This is a genomic window from Aquifex pyrophilus (assembly GCF_054656935.1).
Map to the genome: position 1 here is coordinate 1 of NZ_BAAHXJ010000014.1, position 17,626 is coordinate 17,626.

At 43.8% G+C, this 17,626-nt stretch carries 18 protein-coding genes and 1 pseudogene; 9 read left to right on the forward strand and 10 right to left on the reverse strand.

Annotation, left to right across the window (positions count from 1 at the left end):
• The 5 genes from ACYQZ0_RS08040 to ybeY form a co-directional block, all read left to right on the forward strand.
• A partial coding sequence (locus tag ACYQZ0_RS08040) for a DNA methyltransferase (protein WP_459776077.1) occupies window positions 1–624 on the forward strand: 624 nt, incomplete at its 5' end.
• A gap of 6 nt (window positions 625–630) precedes the next feature.
• Window positions 631–1,449 carry a hypothetical protein gene (locus ACYQZ0_RS08045; protein ID WP_459776078.1) on the forward strand — a complete coding sequence of 273 codons (819 nt, stop codon included), beginning with the start codon at window positions 631–633 and terminating at the stop codon, window positions 1,447–1,449.
• 17 nt (window positions 1,450–1,466) lie between these two features.
• Window positions 1,467–3,590, forward strand: a complete 2,124-nt coding sequence (locus tag ACYQZ0_RS08050) for a DEAD/DEAH box helicase family protein (protein WP_459776079.1) — start codon at window positions 1,467–1,469, stop codon at window positions 3,588–3,590.
• A gap of 93 nt (window positions 3,591–3,683) precedes the next feature.
• Window positions 3,684–4,724, forward strand: a complete 1,041-nt coding sequence (locus tag ACYQZ0_RS08055) for a PhoH family protein (RefSeq protein ID WP_459776080.1) — start codon at window positions 3,684–3,686, stop codon at window positions 4,722–4,724.
• A complete protein-coding gene (gene ybeY / locus ACYQZ0_RS08060) occupies window positions 4,654–5,106 on the forward strand; it encodes an rRNA maturation RNase YbeY (protein WP_459776081.1) in 453 nt (150 codons plus the stop codon). The genes ACYQZ0_RS08055 and ybeY overlap by 71 nt, the downstream gene beginning before the upstream one ends.
• Here ybeY and lipA read toward each other — a convergent pair.
• From lipA to ACYQZ0_RS08085, 5 genes are all read right to left on the reverse strand, one after another.
• The gene (lipA, locus tag ACYQZ0_RS08065) at window positions 5,073–5,900 is read right to left on the reverse strand and encodes a lipoyl synthase (protein WP_459776082.1); all 828 of its coding nucleotides are present in this window, start codon (window positions 5,898–5,900) and stop codon (window positions 5,073–5,075) included. The genes ybeY and lipA overlap by 34 nt on opposite strands.
• A gap of 26 nt (window positions 5,901–5,926) precedes the next feature.
• The gene (locus ACYQZ0_RS08070) at window positions 5,927–7,897 is read right to left on the reverse strand and encodes a DUF505 domain-containing protein (RefSeq protein ID WP_459776083.1); all 1,971 of its coding nucleotides are present in this window, start codon (window positions 7,895–7,897) and stop codon (window positions 5,927–5,929) included.
• 67 nt (window positions 7,898–7,964) lie between these two features.
• Entirely contained in the window at window positions 7,965–8,501 is a 537-nt protein-coding gene (locus tag ACYQZ0_RS08075; RefSeq protein WP_459776084.1) for a hypothetical protein, read from the reverse strand.
• Window positions 8,498–8,983 (reverse strand): hypothetical protein, encoded by a 486-nt coding sequence (locus tag ACYQZ0_RS08080; RefSeq protein WP_459776085.1) that lies wholly within the window; start codon window positions 8,981–8,983, stop codon window positions 8,498–8,500. The genes ACYQZ0_RS08075 and ACYQZ0_RS08080 overlap by 4 nt, the downstream gene beginning before the upstream one ends.
• Before the next feature lie 90 nt (window positions 8,984–9,073).
• On the reverse strand, window positions 9,074–9,484 hold the full coding sequence (locus tag ACYQZ0_RS08085; RefSeq protein ID WP_459776086.1) for an arsenate reductase ArsC: 411 nt from the start codon (window positions 9,482–9,484) through the stop codon (window positions 9,074–9,076).
• A 28-nt stretch (window positions 9,485–9,512) separates the two neighbouring features.
• On the opposite strand from ACYQZ0_RS08085, the gene mnmG reads away from it, so the two are divergent.
• Window positions 9,513–11,360 carry a tRNA uridine-5-carboxymethylaminomethyl(34) synthesis enzyme MnmG gene (gene mnmG / locus ACYQZ0_RS08090; protein WP_459776094.1) on the forward strand — a complete coding sequence of 616 codons (1,848 nt, stop codon included), beginning with the start codon at window positions 9,513–9,515 and terminating at the stop codon, window positions 11,358–11,360.
• Window positions 11,360–12,226 carry an elongation factor P--(R)-beta-lysine ligase gene (gene epmA, locus ACYQZ0_RS08095; protein WP_459776087.1) on the forward strand — a complete coding sequence of 289 codons (867 nt, stop codon included), beginning with the start codon at window positions 11,360–11,362 and terminating at the stop codon, window positions 12,224–12,226. The genes mnmG and epmA overlap by 1 nt, the downstream gene beginning before the upstream one ends.
• On the opposite strand, the gene ACYQZ0_RS08100 is transcribed toward epmA, so the two are convergent.
• Window positions 12,213–12,857: a nicotinamide-nucleotide amidohydrolase family protein gene (locus tag ACYQZ0_RS08100; protein WP_459776088.1), complete on the reverse strand. Its 645-nt coding sequence runs from the start codon at window positions 12,855–12,857 to the stop codon at window positions 12,213–12,215. The genes epmA and ACYQZ0_RS08100 overlap by 14 nt on opposite strands.
• 14 nt (window positions 12,858–12,871) lie before the next feature.
• On the opposite strand from ACYQZ0_RS08100, the gene ACYQZ0_RS08105 reads away from it, so the two are divergent.
• The gene (locus ACYQZ0_RS08105; RefSeq protein WP_459776089.1) at window positions 12,872–13,300 is read left to right on the forward strand and encodes a molybdopterin-guanine dinucleotide biosynthesis protein B; all 429 of its coding nucleotides are present in this window, start codon (window positions 12,872–12,874) and stop codon (window positions 13,298–13,300) included.
• Window positions 13,297–13,875 (forward strand): hypothetical protein, encoded by a 579-nt coding sequence (locus ACYQZ0_RS08110; RefSeq protein ID WP_459776090.1) that lies wholly within the window; start codon window positions 13,297–13,299, stop codon window positions 13,873–13,875. The genes ACYQZ0_RS08105 and ACYQZ0_RS08110 overlap by 4 nt, the downstream gene beginning before the upstream one ends.
• Here ACYQZ0_RS08110 and ispD read toward each other — a convergent pair.
• The 4 genes and pseudogenes from ispD to ACYQZ0_RS08130 all read right to left on the reverse strand — a co-directional run.
• Window positions 13,872–14,507 carry a 2-C-methyl-D-erythritol 4-phosphate cytidylyltransferase gene (ispD, locus tag ACYQZ0_RS08115; protein ID WP_459776091.1) on the reverse strand — a complete coding sequence of 212 codons (636 nt, stop codon included), beginning with the start codon at window positions 14,505–14,507 and terminating at the stop codon, window positions 13,872–13,874. The two genes, ACYQZ0_RS08110 and ispD, sit on opposite strands and share 4 nt — an antisense overlap.
• 11 nt (window positions 14,508–14,518) lie before the next feature.
• Window positions 14,519–15,913: an NADH-quinone oxidoreductase subunit N gene (locus tag ACYQZ0_RS08120; RefSeq protein ID WP_459776092.1), complete on the reverse strand. Its 1,395-nt coding sequence runs from the start codon at window positions 15,911–15,913 to the stop codon at window positions 14,519–14,521.
• Window positions 15,914–15,916: 3 nt separating this feature from the next.
• Complete coding sequence (locus ACYQZ0_RS08125) at window positions 15,917–17,392, reverse strand: complex I subunit 4 family protein (RefSeq protein ID WP_459776093.1); 1,476 nt, start codon at window positions 17,390–17,392, stop codon at window positions 15,917–15,919.
• A pseudogene (locus tag ACYQZ0_RS08130) lies at window positions 17,392–17,626 on the reverse strand (NADH-quinone oxidoreductase subunit L); the annotation flags it as partial. The pseudogene ACYQZ0_RS08130 and the gene ACYQZ0_RS08125, both read right to left, overlap by 1 nt.

Here is a 17,626-nt window from a genome sequence, read left to right on the forward strand (position 1 = left end):
GGATGGGGTTTTAAAACTCAGAATTCTGAAATACTTCTTAAACGTGTGATAGAGTCAACATCAAGGGAGGGAGATATTGTAATGGACTTTTTCTTAGGTTCTGGAACGACAACCGCCGTAGCCCATAAGCTAAGGAGAAAATGGATAGGTATAGAAATGGGGGAACATTTCTATACGGTTGTACTACCAAGAATGAAAAAGGTTCTCGCCTACGATAAATCGGGAATATCAAAGGAAAAAGACGTTAAAAGGTATAACGAGAATAACGCGGGAGGATTTTTTAAATACTTTGAGCTGGAGCAGTATGAAGATATACTCAAAAGGGCTGTATACGGAGATATGGAAGACGTTAATACCTTTTCCAGAGAGGACATATACAATCAATATATCTTCCTTAAGGACTTAAAAATGCTCCATTGCTTAGAAATTGATTACGAGGGAAATAATGTAAAAGTTAATTTTGATAAACTTTACAATAACGTGGATATACCGGAAACCCTTTCTAACTTGGTCGGGAAGCGTATAAAAAGAATAGGGGAAGATTTCGTTGAGTTTGAAGATGGAGAAAGGATAAACCTGAGAGATATAGATTATAAGCTCATCAAACCTTTAATATGGTGGTGAGAGTTTATGATAAAAGAATCTTTTTCCTACTGGATGCGTTATAACTTAAAAGATGCCTATTCCGGTCTCATTACGCAGGATATAGATTTCGTCATTCTGGACAAAGAGAGAAAGGTATTCCTATTCCTTGAGGAGAAGAACAGCAGAAAGGCCCGTTTGGGTCCCGCTCAAAAGGTAATATTCGATATGTTTGACAAACTTTTCCGTTTCACACAACCACTCGGTTATAGATTTCTCGGAACCCATATACTTTACGTTTATAAGCATCATACAAGGCAGGAGATAATTAGAGAAATATGCAGGAAGATTAGAAGGTATACCTATAAAAACTACGAACTTCCACAGGAGGTAATTGACAAGTTATGGGATTGTAGGGGTAATCCACCTATTAAAAAGACGGAAAGGGAAAGGAGCGGATATAGAGATTCATTACTCCAAGGAATCATCAATCCTTTAAACAATGAAAAAAGAATTGTGAGAAAGATAGATTGGATATTTTTAAATTACTGCTCGGGATACTTTATATTCCTTGAGGAGAGAAATAGGTATAGACAAGGAGTTGAGGATAGGGACGTATCCTTTATGAGTATTATAGATTCTATATTTTCGGAGGCTTCAAGAATTAATGAAAGGGAAAATTTTGCTCAAAATCCTAAAAGCGGAGCTATATACAAATACTTAGGATACTATGTTTTAAACTTTTCCAACACAAATCCCGATAACTCTGAAATAACGCTAAATGAAGTAAGAGTAGATAAGGATACTTTGAAAGAGTTATTAAATCTAGATAAGGATAAAATTTTAGAATACAGGAAATTTTATTAGAAATTGGAGGAGAGCTTATGATAAAACCTATTTTACAGGCAATTGTAGAAGATATAGACTTCACTGATTTACCACCTGCCTGGAATACATTTGATTTAGAATACTTTTCGAGTAAAAAAAGACTTTGGGATTTCCAGAGAAAAGCCTTAGAAAATGGAATTAAAGCCCTATGGCTTTATTACGAAAAGTTAAAAGATTTTGAAAAAGAAAAAGATTTAATAAATAATCTGGAAAGAAAGAAAAATTTGTTCGAAATGTATAAGAGGTTTTATCCTGAGTTGAATCTGGATTTAAGGATTAATAGAAAGTCAATAGAGCTTTTAAAGGATTACTATACAGAGGAAGAGGGAAAAATTCCTTACTGGAATTTTGTAAACAGAATGGGCTTTTGGATGGCAACGGGTAGCGGTAAAACCCTTGTAATTATAAAGCTTATTCACATTCTAAAGGAACTTATAAGAAGGAGGGAAATCCCCGATTGGGACATACTCTTCTTGACTCACAGGGATGATTTAATATATCAATTTAAAAATTTATTTGAAGAGGTAAATAAATCCGGTGATATCAAAGTAGAGCTGAGGGAATTAAGGGAGTATTCCGAGATTAAGGGCAATTACCTAAATAAAGAAAATGTTGTTTTTTACTACAAATCGGATAATATTAGCGATGAACAAAAGGAAAAAATTTTAGATTTCAGAAATTTCGAAAATTATGGAAAATGGTATATAATACTTGATGAAGCCCATAAAGGAGATAAAGAAGAATCAAAAAGACAGCATATATACTCCATACTTTCAAGAAACGGTTTCCTTTTTAATTTTTCCGCTACATTTACCGATGAGAGGGATATCTTAACCACGGTTTTTGAGTTTAACTTAAGCTCATTCATCCGAAAGGGATACGGTAAACATATAAGCATACTTAAACAAGAAGTAAGAGCTTTTAAGAAAAATGAAGATTACAATCGGGAAGAAAAACAAAAAATTCTATTAAAGTCCTTAATTCTTCTAGCTTATATAAAGAAATTTCATGAGAGGATTAAAAAAATTGGAAAACAGCTATATCACAGCCCCTTACTCCTTGTACTTGTAAACTCGGTAAATAAGGAAGATTCAGATTTAAGACTTTTTTTCTCGGAGCTGGAAAGGATAGGTAGAGGGGATATTTCCAAAGATTTGTTTAACAAAGCGAAAATTGAACTATGGGAAGAGCTTGAAAAAGAACCGGTGTATCTATTCGAGGAGGAAAACTTTAAAGCTAACAAAAATGTGTTTTGGGAAATACAAGAGAAGGACATCTTTAGGTATATTTTCAATACAGAATCTCCTGGTGAGATAGAGGTTATAAAGAGTAGGGAGGGAAAAAAGGAGCTTGCCTTTAAGTTGAAATCTTCGGATAAACCGTTTGCACTTATAAAAATCGGTGATGTATCGGAGTGGTTAAAGGAGCTGTCCGGATACGCAATTTATGAGAAGCTGGAAAGTGAAAGCTACTTTAGAAACTTAAATCGGGAAAACTCACCTATAAACGTATTAATGGGCTCAAGAACCTTTTACGAAGGCTGGGACTCAAATAGACCTAATGTAATTCTGTTCATTAATATAGGTGTCGGTGTAAATGCAAGAAAGTTCGTTCTCCAATCAATAGGAAGGGGCGTAAGAATAGAGCCTATAAAGAACAAAAGAAGGAGGTTAAATTACCTTTACCAAAGTGGGGAAGTTGGAGAAGATTTATTCAGTAAGATAAAAGATTACGTTCTTCCTCTGGAAACATTATTTATATTTGGAACAAATAGAAAAGTTTTGGAAAGTGTTATGAAAGAATTAAGAACACAGAACGCAAACTTTAAAAAGGAAATAGAGAAGAATAAAAAGAGGAAAGAAAATAAAGCTGAAAAATTTGAGATACATAAGGAAGAGCTTGAGCTTTTAATGAGATATATAAAATCTTTTGACGAAAGAGTTTTTCTAGTATTGTATAATACTGAACCTATTGTTATAAAAACTCTGAAAGAAAGTTTTAAAAATAGGGAAAAGTTTTACAAATATTCGGATAAGAAATACGGAAATGTTGATTTATTAATAAAGAAAGTTTTGGCCTACTTCAGGGAAGTTTTGGGGGATGGAAGAAGGAATGGTTAACATAATAGCAATTATGTTAATACCAAGTTCCCAGCTTCCACTTTATACTTCAAATCAATAGTTTTTTGAGTTAAATTAAATAAATTTATATACATGGCTAAGGTTCTTGTTGAGGAAAGGATTGACCTGGGAAGGTATGACGAGAGATTTTACGCAATTGTAGGAAGGGGAGACGAGAACGTAAAGTTTTTTACGAGGTTTTTTGACGTAAGGATTGTTCCGAGGGGGACGGAGCTTATAGTTAAAGGGGAAGAGGATAAGGTAAGGACCTTCATCGGATTTCTGAATGCGGTTATGAAGCGTATGGAACACGAAAGGCTCACCGCGGAAGATGTGAAGGAGTATGCAAAGCAGTTTTTAAGCAGTATAGAAGCCTACAAGATAGAGGAACAGGAAGGGAAGAAGAAGGAAGAGCTTGAGGAAGAGGTTATTCTCATAACCCACAGGAAAAAGGCAATCGTCCCAAAGACGGAAACCCAGAAGAAATATGTTGAAGCGATAAAGAAGAACGATATAGTTTTCGGTATAGGTCCAGCGGGAACGGGGAAGACCTATCTCGCTATGGCTATGGCGCTTCAGCACCTTAAAGAAGGAAAGGTTAACAAGATTATTCTCACGAGGCCCGCTGTTGAGGCGGGAGAAAAGCTCGGATTCCTGCCCGGAACGATAGCGGAAAAGGTTCACCCTTACCTCACGCCTCTTTACGATGCCCTCTATGACATGGTTGATTACGACAAGGCAAACTACATGCTTGAGAGAAACATAATAGAGATTGCCCCTCTCGCCTTTATGAGGGGAAGAACACTGAACGATGCCTTCATAATACTTGACGAAGCCCAAAACGCAACAAAGGACCAGATGAAGATGTTCCTGACGAGGATAGGTTTCGGCTCAAAGGCTGTCATAACTGGAGACGTAACTCAGATAGATCTTCCCAAAAAGAGGGAATCGGGACTTATAGAGGCGATGGAGGTATTAAGGAATATAGAGGGTATAGAGTTTATCTTCTTTAAGCAAACGGACGTTGTAAGACACCCCATAGTTGCTAAGATAATTAACGCTTATGAGGAATACGAAAAGAGAAAGGAACAGGGTTCTGGTAAGACTGAAGAAACGGAAGGTAAGGAAGAGTGATATAGAACGCTGGGCCCTTGAGGCCCTTTCCGCTTTAAACCTTCAAGGTGTTGAGCTTTCCGTTTACATAACCGACGACGAGGAAATAAGAGAGCTTAACAAAACCTACAGAGGTAAGGACAAACCAACTGACGTTTTATCCTTTCCCTTGAACGAAACCGTAAACGGCTTAAAAATCCTCGGGGATATAGTTATATCACAGGATACAGCGGAAAGGCAAGCAAGGGAGCTTGGACACTCCCTGAATGATGAGGTAAAAAGACTCCTTATTCACGGAATTGTTCACCTTTTGGGATACGACCACGAAAGGGGAGGGGAGGAAGAAAAGAAGTTCTTTGAGCTTGAGAATTATTTATTGAGTAAGCTCTCAAAAGCCTTGTAAGAGCTTCTTGCGTTCGGCTTGCTAACGACGAACTTAAATCCGAGGCTGTAGGCTATCTCTTCAAACTCTTTAAACTCCTCCTCGGTGTAGTATTTCAGAACGGGATGGTGTCTCAGGGAGGGCTGGTAATACTGACCTATCACGAGAAAATCGCAATCAACCTTTCTTAAATCCTCCATAACTTTTATGACTTCCTCCTTTTTCTCCCCGAAACCGAGAATTAAAGCGGATTTAGTAAGAATACTTTTATCCAATTCCTTACTCCACTTGAGGATATTTAAACTTCTTTCGTAGTTTGCCCCTATCCTTACATGGGGATAAAGCCTCGGAACGGTCTCAAGGTTGTGGTTTAAAACTACGGGCTTTTCCTCAATAACAATCTCAAGGGCCTTTTTATTTCCCCTGAAATCGGGGATTAATACCTCAACCTTTATATCGGGAATGTTTTCTTTGAGAACTCTTATACACTTTGCAAAGTGGGAAGCTCCTCCGTCGGGGAGGTCGTCCCGCGTGACTGAGGTTATCACAACGTATTTAAGGCCGAGAACCTTTACAGCTTCAAGGAGTCTGTATGGTTCTTCGGAGTCCACCTTCTGGGGAAATCCCTTCTCAACGTTGCAAAAGGCACACCTCCGGGTGCAGTGGGTTCCCAGAATCATGAAAGTGGCGGTTTTACTCCCGAAGCACTCAGATATGTTAGGACACCTTGATTCCTCGCATACCGTGTGAAGCCTCGTCCTTCTGAGAAGCTTTTTAATCTCGTAAAGTTTTGAAAACTGGATAACGGGTTTCATTAAAAAAGATTTTAAAAGAGAAGAGCTCAGAGCTCTTCAAGAGGCTCTCTTTGTATGTCTTTCACCGCCTCTATTAGCTTGAGCCCCGAGCTGTGAAGTGAGTTCTGCCCAACCATTCCTATTAGTCTGAGAAGTGATAGCTCGTTAAGGAAGGTCTCGTGGTCAAGTCCCGTGAGCCTTTCTACCTCTTCAAACTGTTTCGGAAGTATTCTTACTTTTTCTTCTTTAACGTATAGATTTCCCACCTTAGCTATAGCTTCAACTATTCTGAACATAAAGGGATTTATCGGGTTGCCGAGTCCTTCGGGAACGGAAGAGACCGCTTCCTTTACAAGCCTTCCCGCTTTTGTGAGGACGAGTCCCTCGTTGGGTAAAACCTCAAGGAAGCCCCTTGCTTGGAGTTTCTCAACCGCAAGGTGAACCTCTTCCCTCATTACTTCTTCAAACTCGTTAAAAAGTTCGCTCAGGAACATTCCCGCACTCGGGATTTTGTGAAGAACCATGAGTTCAAACCTCGTGAGATGGGGTTTTCTTTTTATCGTATAAGCGAGTTCTGAGTAAAGTCTTCCGCTATCCGTCGGTGCACCGCTTCTTACGAGAACCTCATCAACCGCCTGTTTATACCAATCGTAATTGGGTGCTATGAACTCCCTCTTCGTTATTGTTATAGCCTTAACGCCCGTTGCGGTTATATCTCTTATTCCATGTTTCTCAAGGTCTTCAAGAACCTTCCTTCCGTGCTCCGTGGGAACGTAGTAAAGCTCTCCCTTCTCGGTAAGCTCCGTTGTGATAAGGTCAAAGGACTCAAGGGAGTATAAAGCCTCGCTCACTAAATCCATCATCTTCTTGTGCCACTTTCCACCTTCCTCGTAAAAGTGTTTAAAGAGCTCCTCAACAGTCTTCAGCTCTTCAAACTTCTTCTTAATCTCCTCCTTCTTTTTGTAGTTAAAGTCTTGGTTTATCTTCCTTCCGTAATACTCAACGAGGTGTTTATACTCCTTCAGGGGTCTTAAGAACATTTCCCTCACTATCTCCTCCTTTGTGGGAAGGGGTCCCGCCTGCTCTTCGTGTTTCTTCAGGAGCTTATCTATGGTTTTGAGGATTTCTTCCTCAAACACCTCAAGGTTAAAGGTTCTGTGGAAGGGATAACTCTTCTTTTTCCAGAGCTTATAAACTTCCAAGAGCTTTTCTCCCGCTGGGAGGAGATTTCCCTTATCGTCAAAGAGCGCGAGGGCAAACATAACCTCTTTTCCCGCATCGGGTAAGGCATCAATACCTTCGTCCAGAGCCCTTATGAAGTCCTCAAGTATATCCTCAGAGATTAGGACCTCAAGGCTGAAGGGCATAACTCTTAAAGCCTGTTCTACCACCTGGCCGAGTCCCGTCAAGCTGTAAACGTCTGAATTGGGAACGGAAAAGGCTATCAGCCTCATTGACTCAAGCAATAGTGGAAAGTGCTTTCCTTCGGGGAGCATACTCTTTTCCGCAGGGCCGGGGGCCATACTTCTTATGTACTGGGCAAGATCCTTGCTTATCTCAAGCCTGGGCGTTATCTCCGTGTAAATCTCGTATATGCTCTTTGCGTAATCGTTAAGGGTTTTATACCTTCCCTTTTTCTCTTCCTCAATCTCCCTTAGAAATCCCCTCTCCTCAAGGGCTTTTTCTATGAGCTTTCCCGGTTTTCCGTCGTTCATGAGGGTTGAGTAAATCATGGTTATGACTTCCGAGCCGAGCCACCTGAAGTCCTCGTCCCACGTCTCGGGGTGCTTTATGTATCCGTCTTTTTCCATCGAGCGGATTATATCAACGAGAGCCTCTCCCCAGTATGTGAGGGTATACTCAAAGGGTTTCTCAAGTCTTACGAAGTTCTGGAACTCAAGCTCCGTGAAAACCTCCCTTTCCCTTACTTCCTCGGATACCTTGTAAGTGGGTTCTCCCCTTTCCTTGGCCTCTTTTACTTTTAGCAAAGCAAGGGCGTGCTCTTTCATAATAATCATGCTTTCACCTCCGTGGATTTTTATAAAAAAAGCCCCTCCGAGAAGGAAGCCCCACCTCCCTACGTTTTTAAAGCTCTCCCGTTTCCTCCAGGATTTTGTTCAAGAGGTATCCCGAGGTAATCTCAAGGGCAAACACAAAGAGCGTTATAACGGAAGCCCCCCAGAAAGCTCCCTCAAGGTAGTTCCCTATAACGAGGCTTCCCAGAAGGTTAAACTTTGAGAGAAAGGTAAGTATTAAAAGAAGGGTAAATATTCCGTAATAGGCGTATTTGTAATAATCAAGGTTATGAAGCCAAAGCATAAGGAGTGAGGGAATAGAAAGGTTTTCTGTCCTTTCCTTTGGCTCTTCCGTTTTCTTTGAGAGCTCTCTCCTGTCAATTTCCTTGTTTGCGAGGAAGGCTTCCGCTGTTAGGAGAAAGCTCCCGTATCCGAAGAGGAGCTTATTTGCAAATACGAGAGCTCCCAGAAATCCGAAAAGGAATGCAAGCCCCTCAGGCGTTAGGGCGAGAACGAGGGTTGATACAAAAACTCCCGTAAAGGTTAAAGTAAGAAGAACCGCAAGGGCAATTATTAAAATCCATTGAACAACACTCTGAGCGTTCATTTAGCTTCCTCCTTCTTTTCTTCTTTATTCTCCTTGTTTCCTCCGTACTCAAAGCTGTGAACGACGTTGTAGAGGTCCTCCGAGAGGGGATGCTTGTAGGTAAAGGTTGCTATTACGAGGTCTCCGCCCTTTAGCTTCTCCGTTCCCTCCTTCAGCTTTAACTGAACCGCAAGAACGCTGAGGGGGGGTATCGTTATATTTGCGGGAATGTTTGAAAGAACGTATCCCTCCTCCTTGCTCTCCTTTCCGGGCTTAAAGACAAAAGCCTTCTCAAATATCGTGAGAGGCGTAGTTCCCGGATTTGAAACTGTATAAGTGATAAGATGCTTTTCCCTGTCGTAAACGGCGTTAAGAATAATGGGTGAGCCAGGTATGTTTTGAAACTGCTTTAAAAGCTTGTTTGAGGTGAAGTAGGAGCCTACTCCACCTCCTACGAGAAGGCCGGCAAGGGCTATGGTCGTTCCTATGAGAAAGTATCGCATTCACCACCTCCGCAGTTTTTATACAAAGTTTTATTATAGCCCTTTTATAAAATTTGTCAAGAATTATTATCATAAAATCTTAGTGAAGCTTTATAAGTTTTTGAGAAGTTCTAAAATCCTCCTCTCTATCTCATCCCTCACCTCCCTGAAGGCTTCCTCCGTTCCCTCCTTTGCGGGGTCCGGAAGGGGCCAGTGGATTTTCTTTGCTCCGGGGACTACGGGACAGGTCTCGTTCGCATCACCGCAGAGGGTTATGACGTAGTCAAGCTCATTGAGGGGAATCTCTTCAAGGGATTTTGAGAACTGGCTTGATATGTCTATTCCCTTTTCCTCCATCATCTTCAGGGCCAAGGGATGAACGTATCCCGCTGGATTAGAACCTGCGGAGAAAACCTCAACGTCTTTCCCGAGCTTTTTTGCGTAGTGCTTGGCAAATCCTTCAGCCATCTGGCTTCTCGCTGAGTTTCCTGTGCATATGAATCCTACCTTAAGCTTTTTCATAGCTTAAATTGTATTAATTGCTATGGCTATGGTTGTTGACGAGTTTGACGTTGTAGTTATAGGGGGCGGACACGCGGGCATAGAGGCCGCACTCGCTTCCGCAAGAATGGGAGCAAAGACAGCTATGTTTGTGCTGAATGCGGACACGATAGGACAGATGTCCTGCAACCCCGCAATAGGCGGAATAGCTAAGGGAATAGTGGTAAGGGAGATAGATGCCCTCGGAGGTGAAATGGGAAAGGCGATAGACAGAACGGGCATCCAGTTTAAGATGCTGAACACGAGGAAGGGAAAAGCGGTCCAGTCCCCAAGGGCTCAGGCGGATAAGAAGAGATACAGGGAGTATATGAAGAAGGTATGCGAGAATCAGGAAAACCTTTACATAAAACAGGAAGAGGTTGTAGATATCATAGTCAGGAACGGGAAAGTGGAAGCGGTAAGGACGAGCCTCGGAGTTGAGTATAAAACGAAGGCAGTTGTCGTCACAACGGGAACCTTCCTGAACGGCGTTATATACATAGGGGATAAGATGATTCCCGGTGGAAGGCTCGGAGAGCCGAGGAGCGAAGGCTTATCCGAGTTTTACAGGAGACACGGCTTTCCCCTTATGAGGTTCAAAACGGGAACGCCCGCAAGGCTTGATAAAAGGACGATAGATTTCTCCTCCCTTGAGGTTGCTCCCGGAGACGACCCGCCCCCTAAGTTCTCCTTCTGGACCGAGCCCGTAGGCTCCTACTGGTTTGAGGCAGGAAAGGAACAGGTTAACTGCTGGATAACCTACACAACACCCAAGACCCACGAGATAATCAGGAAGAACCTTCACAGAACTGCCCTTTACGGGGGATTGATAAAGGGAATAGGACCGAGATACTGCCCCTCCATAGAGGACAAGATTGTGAAGTTCCCGGACAAAGAGAGACACCAGATATTCTTAGAACCCGAAGGACTTGACACAATAGAGATATACCCGAATGGTCTTTCAACATCCCTGCCCGAAGAGGTTCAGTGGGAGATGTATCGTTCCATTCCCGGACTTGAGAACGTTGTCCTCATAAGACCCGCTTACGCGATAGAGTATGACGTCGTTCCCCCCACAGAACTTTACCCCACTCTTGAAACCAAAAAAATCAGGGGATTATTTCACGCGGGGAACTTCAACGGAACCACGGGATACGAAGAGGCAGCAGGACAGGGCATAGTTGCGGGGATAAACGCGGCACTCAGGGCCTTCGGAAAAGAGCCCATATACCTGAGAAGGGACGAAAGCTACATAGGTGTGATGATAGACGACCTTACGACGAAAGGCGTAACGGAGCCCTACAGGCTTTTTACATCTCGTTCCGAATACAGGCTCTACATAAGGCAGGATAACGCCATACTCAGGCTCGCAAAGCTCGGAAGGGAGCTCGGTCTCCTTTCTGAGGAGCAGTATAAACTCGTCAAGGAGCTTGAAAGGGAAATAGAAAAGTGGAAAGAGTTTTACAAGACCGAGAGGATAAGCGTAGCGGTTGGGGGAGATACGAGGAGCTACAGCATAGCCATCCTCATGACTATGAACTACACCCTTGAGGACGTAAAAGAGAAGTTCGGATACGAAATTCCCGAGCATCCTTACGTGAAGGAAGAGGTAGAGATACAGCTGAAGTATGAACCCTACATAGAGAGAGAAAGAAAGCTGAACGAGAAGTTAAAGAAGCTTGAGGATGTAAGAATTCCCGAGGATATAGACTACGACAAAGTTCCGGGGCTCACAAAAGAGGCAAGGGAGAAGCTGAAGAAGTTCAAGCCCATAACCGTCGGTCAGGCGTCAAGGATAGACGGGATAACACCCGCGGCGATAACAGCACTACTCGTTTACCTCGGGAAGCTTGATTGATGGACCTTTTATCCCTCTGGGATAACTTCGTAAGCGAGATAAGAAGTTTTTTCAAAGAAAAGGGATATATAGAGGTCTCAACACCCGTCCTCCTTGATTTTCCCAATCTTGACGCTAACGTTGAACCCCTTTCCCTATACGTAAAGGAGAGGGAAATAAAGAAGAAATGGCTCCAAACATCCCCCGAATACAGCATGAAGAAGCTTCTGGCAAGGTATAAAAGGGACATATTCCAGATAGCGAAGGTTTTCAGGAACAACGAATGGGGAAAGCTCCACAGGACGGAGTTTCACATGCTTGAGTGGTATGCGATTAATTGCGATTACAGGTATTTAATAGAGGAGATAAAACAGCTCCTAAAAAGAATTTTCGGATTCAAAAAATTTGAAGTGGTAAGCGTTGAAGAAGCTTTTAAAAGAAGGTTCGGGAGTCCCATACCCGAGGATGAAGAAGGATTGAAGGAAATCCTGAGAAGGGAAGGCATAAACTACGAGGAGAACGAGGACTGGGAAACCCTTTTTTACAGGGCTTTTATCGCAGTTGAAAGAGACTTGGGAAGGGATTATCCGACCTTTTTAATAAACTTTCCCGAAAGGTTATCAGCCCTTGCGAAGGTTAGAGAGGGCTACGCGGAGAGGTTTGAGCTTTTCATAAAGGGAATTGAGGTTGCGAACGGATGGAGCGAGGAAACGAACCCTGAAGAAGTGAGAAGGAGACTTTTAAGGGAGTCCGAGAGGAGAAACCTCCCCCTTGACGAGGAGTTTATAAAGGCTCACGAGGATATGCCCGAGTGTGCGGGATGCTCAATAGGGCTTGACAGGTTGTTTATGCTGTGGCTCGGAAAAGATGAACTCATAACCTTCTGAGCATCTTGAGAAGGTAAAACATGGCGGTCTGAGTTGATAGAAACCTGTTCCCGTTCCTTCCCGCATTAAAAACTCTTTTCAGGATTGTTATCTTCTCTTTCACGTATATACCTATGTAGGTAAGACCTTCGGGCTTTTTCGGCGTTCCACCGGGACCCGCTATGCCAGTGATAGCTACTCCGCAATCGGTATTTAGCTCTCTCTTTAGACCTTCAAGCATCTCGTAACAGGTCCTGTAAGAAACCGCCCCGTATTTCTTTAAGGTTTCCTCTTTCACCTTGAGATACCTTATCTTCATCTCGTTTGAGTAAACGATAAAGCCCCCGAAGAAGTAAGCGGAGCTTCCCGGAACGTTTACAATTCTTGCGGAAAGAAGTCCCGCTGTGCAACTTTCCGCTGTGGAGAGCGTGAGACCTTTCTCCCTCAGAACCTTACCGAGAACATACTCAATGGGCTCATCTTCCTCCGAGTAAACGAACTCCTTCAGAAGGTTTAAAGCCCTTTCCCTGTCTTCTTGGGTTCGGAGTATGACGTCAACGCCCTCAAGGGAGCTTCTTAATTCGTGTTTAATGTCTTTTAGCCTTTCCCTTACTTCTTTTTCCTCAAGACCAAAGGTTCTCAAAACAAACATGTTTAATATTTTTTATGAAAGTTTTTGCGGTTGTCGGCCACCACAACGCTGGAAAGACAACGCTCATAGAAAGACTTATCCCAAAGTTGAAAGAGAGGGGATATAAAGTATGCTATATAAAGCACGACCCCAAAGGACACGGAATCACGGACAAGGAAGGCTCTGACACCCACAGGATATCAAAGCTTGTCGGGAAGCTCGCCCTTCTTTCCCCCGACAGGCTAACATACTGGGAAAAGGGGAGTTTTGACCCCCTTGAGATTGTAAGAAAGTTTTTTAGAGATTGCGATATCGTAATCCTTGAAGGATTCAAGTGGTTTGACGAGATTCCGAAGATAGTGGTAGGGGAGGTTGATGCGAGGAACGTAATCCTGAAGGTTGATAGAGAAACCCCCTTAGAGGATATTATTAAAGTAATAGAAAAACTGGAGGATTTGGTATGAACGGAGGGTTCTGTCTCCAACACAGGGAGCTTTGTCCCGCTTGCAAGAGAATAGCCCTGAGGGTATGCGAGTATATGGAGCCCTACCCGAGGGTTGAAGCAATATGCGAGTGCTGCGGATACAGGGCTTACGACGTCCCGATGAAGCTTGATAAGGAAACCGTTTACAGAATTCTTGATAAGCTCACCACTAAGGAAATCGGTGCGGTTTGCATAGACGACAGGTGCGGTTCAAGGGACATTATAAAGCTCCTGAGGGAAGGAACTTACGCGGAGTTCAGATGTCTTGACTGCGGGGCGGAATGGAACTCTTACGAGGTTAAAGAAGCCATAAAGAAGGTGAAGAGGGTTCTTAACTACCTCCAGGACGGAAGCAGATTAAGCGATATACTGAAAGCCCAGGAGGGTGAGTGTCCGCTTTGTGGCTGGGATATAGGACATATGCACGAGGGCTACCTCGTTGAGATTCAGTGTTTCGTTTGCGGATACCACAACGAATATAAGGAGGAGTTTCCGAAGGAAATCCCCCCAGAAGACGCATGTCCCCAGTTTGAGAAGGCGGAAGAAACGGGTTAAGAACCGCAGAGAATTTTTCTTACAAACTCAAGGTCTTCCCTGTAGGTTATTTTAACGTTCCAGTAGCTCCCTTCAACTATACCGACTTTATACCCGTATCTCTCAAGGAGTGAAGCGTCATCCGTTCCAATAAATCCCTCCGCCCTTGCCCTCATATGACACTCAAAGAGAATCTCCCTTTTAAATGCCTGAGGGGTTTGAGCGTGCCATATCAGGGAGCGGTTTAAGGTTTTTATAACTTTACCCTCAACTACCTCCTTGAGGGTATCCCTTGCGGGAGAAGCCACTATCTTGCCGTCAAACTCCCCGAGGTTCATAACCTCAAGGAATAGCCTCTTTTCCGCAAGAGGACGGGCCGAATCGTGAATGACGACTATATCCCCCTTTGCCTTAAGGAGTGCGTTAAAGACCGACTCCTGCCTCTCCTTTCCCCCTGCAACCTTCTTAACCTTGGGGTGAACATTAACGCGGTCTATGTAATCCTCAGGAAGAACGAGTATAACCTCCTCAAATATGTCAAGAACCTTCTCAAGAGAGTGCATAAAAAGGGGCTTTCCGCAGAGCTCTACAAACTGCTTCCTGAAGCCTATCCTCCTTCCTTCTCCCGCAGCGAGTATTATTACTGTGTTCATAAAAAGTTATATTAAGAGAAGGCACGAAGGAGATAGCTTATAACAACCTCGGGATAAAGCCCGAAGAAAACAACGAGGAAAGCGGATATAAGAATGGTAAAGGCTTCCCCTGCGGAAACCTCTGTCCTTCCGAACCTCTCGGAACCTTCTTGCAGGAACATGTAAACGATTACCTTAAGGTAATATCCCGCGGATATGAGACTCGCAACCGCAAATAGTATTCCGAGAAAGAGGTATTCCGCTTTCATAAGTCCGAAGAATATGCCGAGCTTACCGAGAAAGATGGCAGCCGGCGGAATACCTATCAAGGCAAAGAGGAAGAAGGAAAGCATTATCGCAAGGACGGGGCTATCCTTCCCGAGACCTTTGAAGTCAAGGAAGTGGTGAGTCCACCCTTCTCTTTTTTCAAGAACCGATAGAACGGAGAAAGCTCCGAGAGTTGCAAGGGCGTAAACGAAAACGTAAAAGAGAAGTGCGGTAAACATATGCTTATCAACGGTTGTTAATGCGGTAAGGAAGTATCCCGCGTGAGCTATTGAGGAGTAAGCGAGAAGCCTCTTTACCGATTTCTGGGCGTAAGCTACGATATTCCCGTAAAACATTGAGAGAACAGCAAGAACCATAACGATATACTTCCAGTCGGGGAAAGAGGAGAACATTCCGATGGTGAGCTTAACAAAGAGGAAATACATGGCTATCTTCGGAACCGTAGAGAGGTATGCGGTTGTCGGTGTGGGTGCCCCCTCGTATGCGTCCGGGGTCCAGAAATGGAAGGGGACGGAGGAAACCTTTAGGGCTAAAGCTGAGATGATAAGCAGGACTCCGAGGGCGAACAGAGTGTTTTCCCCTTGAATAGGGGATATTTTGAGGCTTCCCGTTGAGCCGTAAACGAGTGCGGAACCGAGGGCATACATAGACGTTCCCGTCGTTCCTATAACGAGATACTTAAAAGCCCCTTCCTTTGAGAGATACTCCCTCCTGAAGAGTCCAACGAGTATATACATCGTTATAGATGCAAGCTCAAGACCCGTGAAGATAATCGCAAGATTATCCGAGGATAGCATAACCATAAGTCCGAGGGTCGCTATAAGGTAGAGGTATGGAAGCTCCCCGTAAGCGGAGTTTTTCTTTGAGAAGTAATCGTATGAGGATAGAAGAACGAGTCCCGTAACAGCGAGAACGAAGAGCTTACCTATGAGCGTGAGCAAATCTACGGAAAAACCTCCGAAGAATACGGAGGCGGGATACCTTACAAAGAATATTGAGTATCCAGCGATAACGACGAAAACGAAGGCGAAAACGCTCAGGAACTTATAATGCTTCCTCTCAAGGAATAACTCAAGAACGAAGACCGTAAGAATGCCCAGGGAAAGTATGAGTTCGGGGAGCACAGCATTCCAGTTCAAGGCTTAACCTCCGAAAACGAGTTTAGAGGTATGCTCAACAATCTTGACGAAGGGGTATGGATACACTCCCATTATCAGGGCGAGTGCTATTATGAGGGCAAAGGGAATTGCGTGGTGAAACTCAAGGTCCTTGAGCTTCTGCCACTTCTCCTTCCTCTCTTCAGGGATGGTGTCCTCCTCAAGCATTACCCGCTTGAACATATAGAGGGAGTATGCAGCTCCGAGAACCATTCCCGTCCCCGCAACGAAAGCCCATATGGGGTGTTTCTCAAAAGTTCCGAGGAGTATGAGGAACTCAGAAACGAAGCTCGCAAATCCGGGGAAGGCTATACCTACGAGAACCGAGAGGAAGAAGGCAAAGGTAAAGTAAGGAATGTATCTCGCAAGTCCCCCGAGGTCGTCCATATGGTAGGAGTGTATCCTGTCGTATATGAATCCCGCTCCGAAGAATAGGGCGGCTGAAGATAGCCCGTGAGCAATCATAAGGTATATGGCGCCGTTCAGGGCATCCGTATTCATGGCGAAGGTTCCGAGGGTAACGAGCCCCATGTGGGATATTGATGAGTAGGCTATGAGCCTCTTCATGTGGGTCTGGGCTATAGCCATCATTGCCGCGTATATAACCGCTACAACGCTTAGTGTGAATATAAGGGGTATGTAATACTTTGAGGCTTCGGGGAAGAAGGGAAGGGAGAACCTCACGAAACCGTATGTTCCCATCTTGAGAAGAACACCTGCGAGAATTACCGAGCCCGCGGTAGGAGCTTCAACGTGAGCATCAGGGAGCCACGTATGGAAGGGCCACATGGGAATCTTTACCGCAAAACCGAGACCGAAAAGAAGGAAGGCTATCAGCTCAAGCCAGAGGGGATAATCAAGCCTGAGGTGGAAGAAGTAATCAAAGGATATCCTTCCCGTCTCAAAGTATCCGTAAACGAGTATTGAAGCGATACCGAGAAGCAGAAAGAGGGAACCGAAGAATGTATAAAGGAAGAACTTATTCGCTGCGTAAACCTTTCTGTCGTGTCCCCAAAAACCTATTATGAAGTACATGGGAATGAGCATACCTTCCCAGAAAAGGTAAAAGAGAAATAGGTCAAGAGCTGCAAAAACACCTATACAGGCTGTCTCAAGGGCAAGGAAGAGTGCGAAGTATAAAACGGGCCTGTCTTCTATCCTCCATGACCATATATACGCGGCTAAGAAGAGGAGAGAGGTCATTAAGATGAGGGATACAGCCATTCCGTCAACGCCGACGTGGTAGCCTATGCCGAGCGTCTTTATCCACGGGACGTATGTTTCAAACTGGAATCCCGCTTTTTCAAAATCAAAAGCGAGAAAGAGAACGAGGGATATTACCGCAACGACACCACCTATAACGATTGAACCAATCTTTGCAAAGAGCTCGTTCCTGATTACCGCTACGAGAAGCGCACCCACAAGGGGCAGAAATATAGCAACGTTCAAGAGCGTTTCCATCACATCCCTCCTTTAAGGATTATCCCGAGGAGTATAAGAACGAGTATAGTCAATCCCGTTCCCAAACCAACCGCATACCAGTTCAGCTTACCGACCTGAATGAGCTTAAGAACACCCGAAGAGAGCTGAACAACTGTATAAGTCCCGTTAACTATGCCGTCTATAAACAACCTCTCAAAGGAGGTGTAGAGAACCCTTGAGTATTCGTGATATCCCCTCGCAATTATGCCGTGG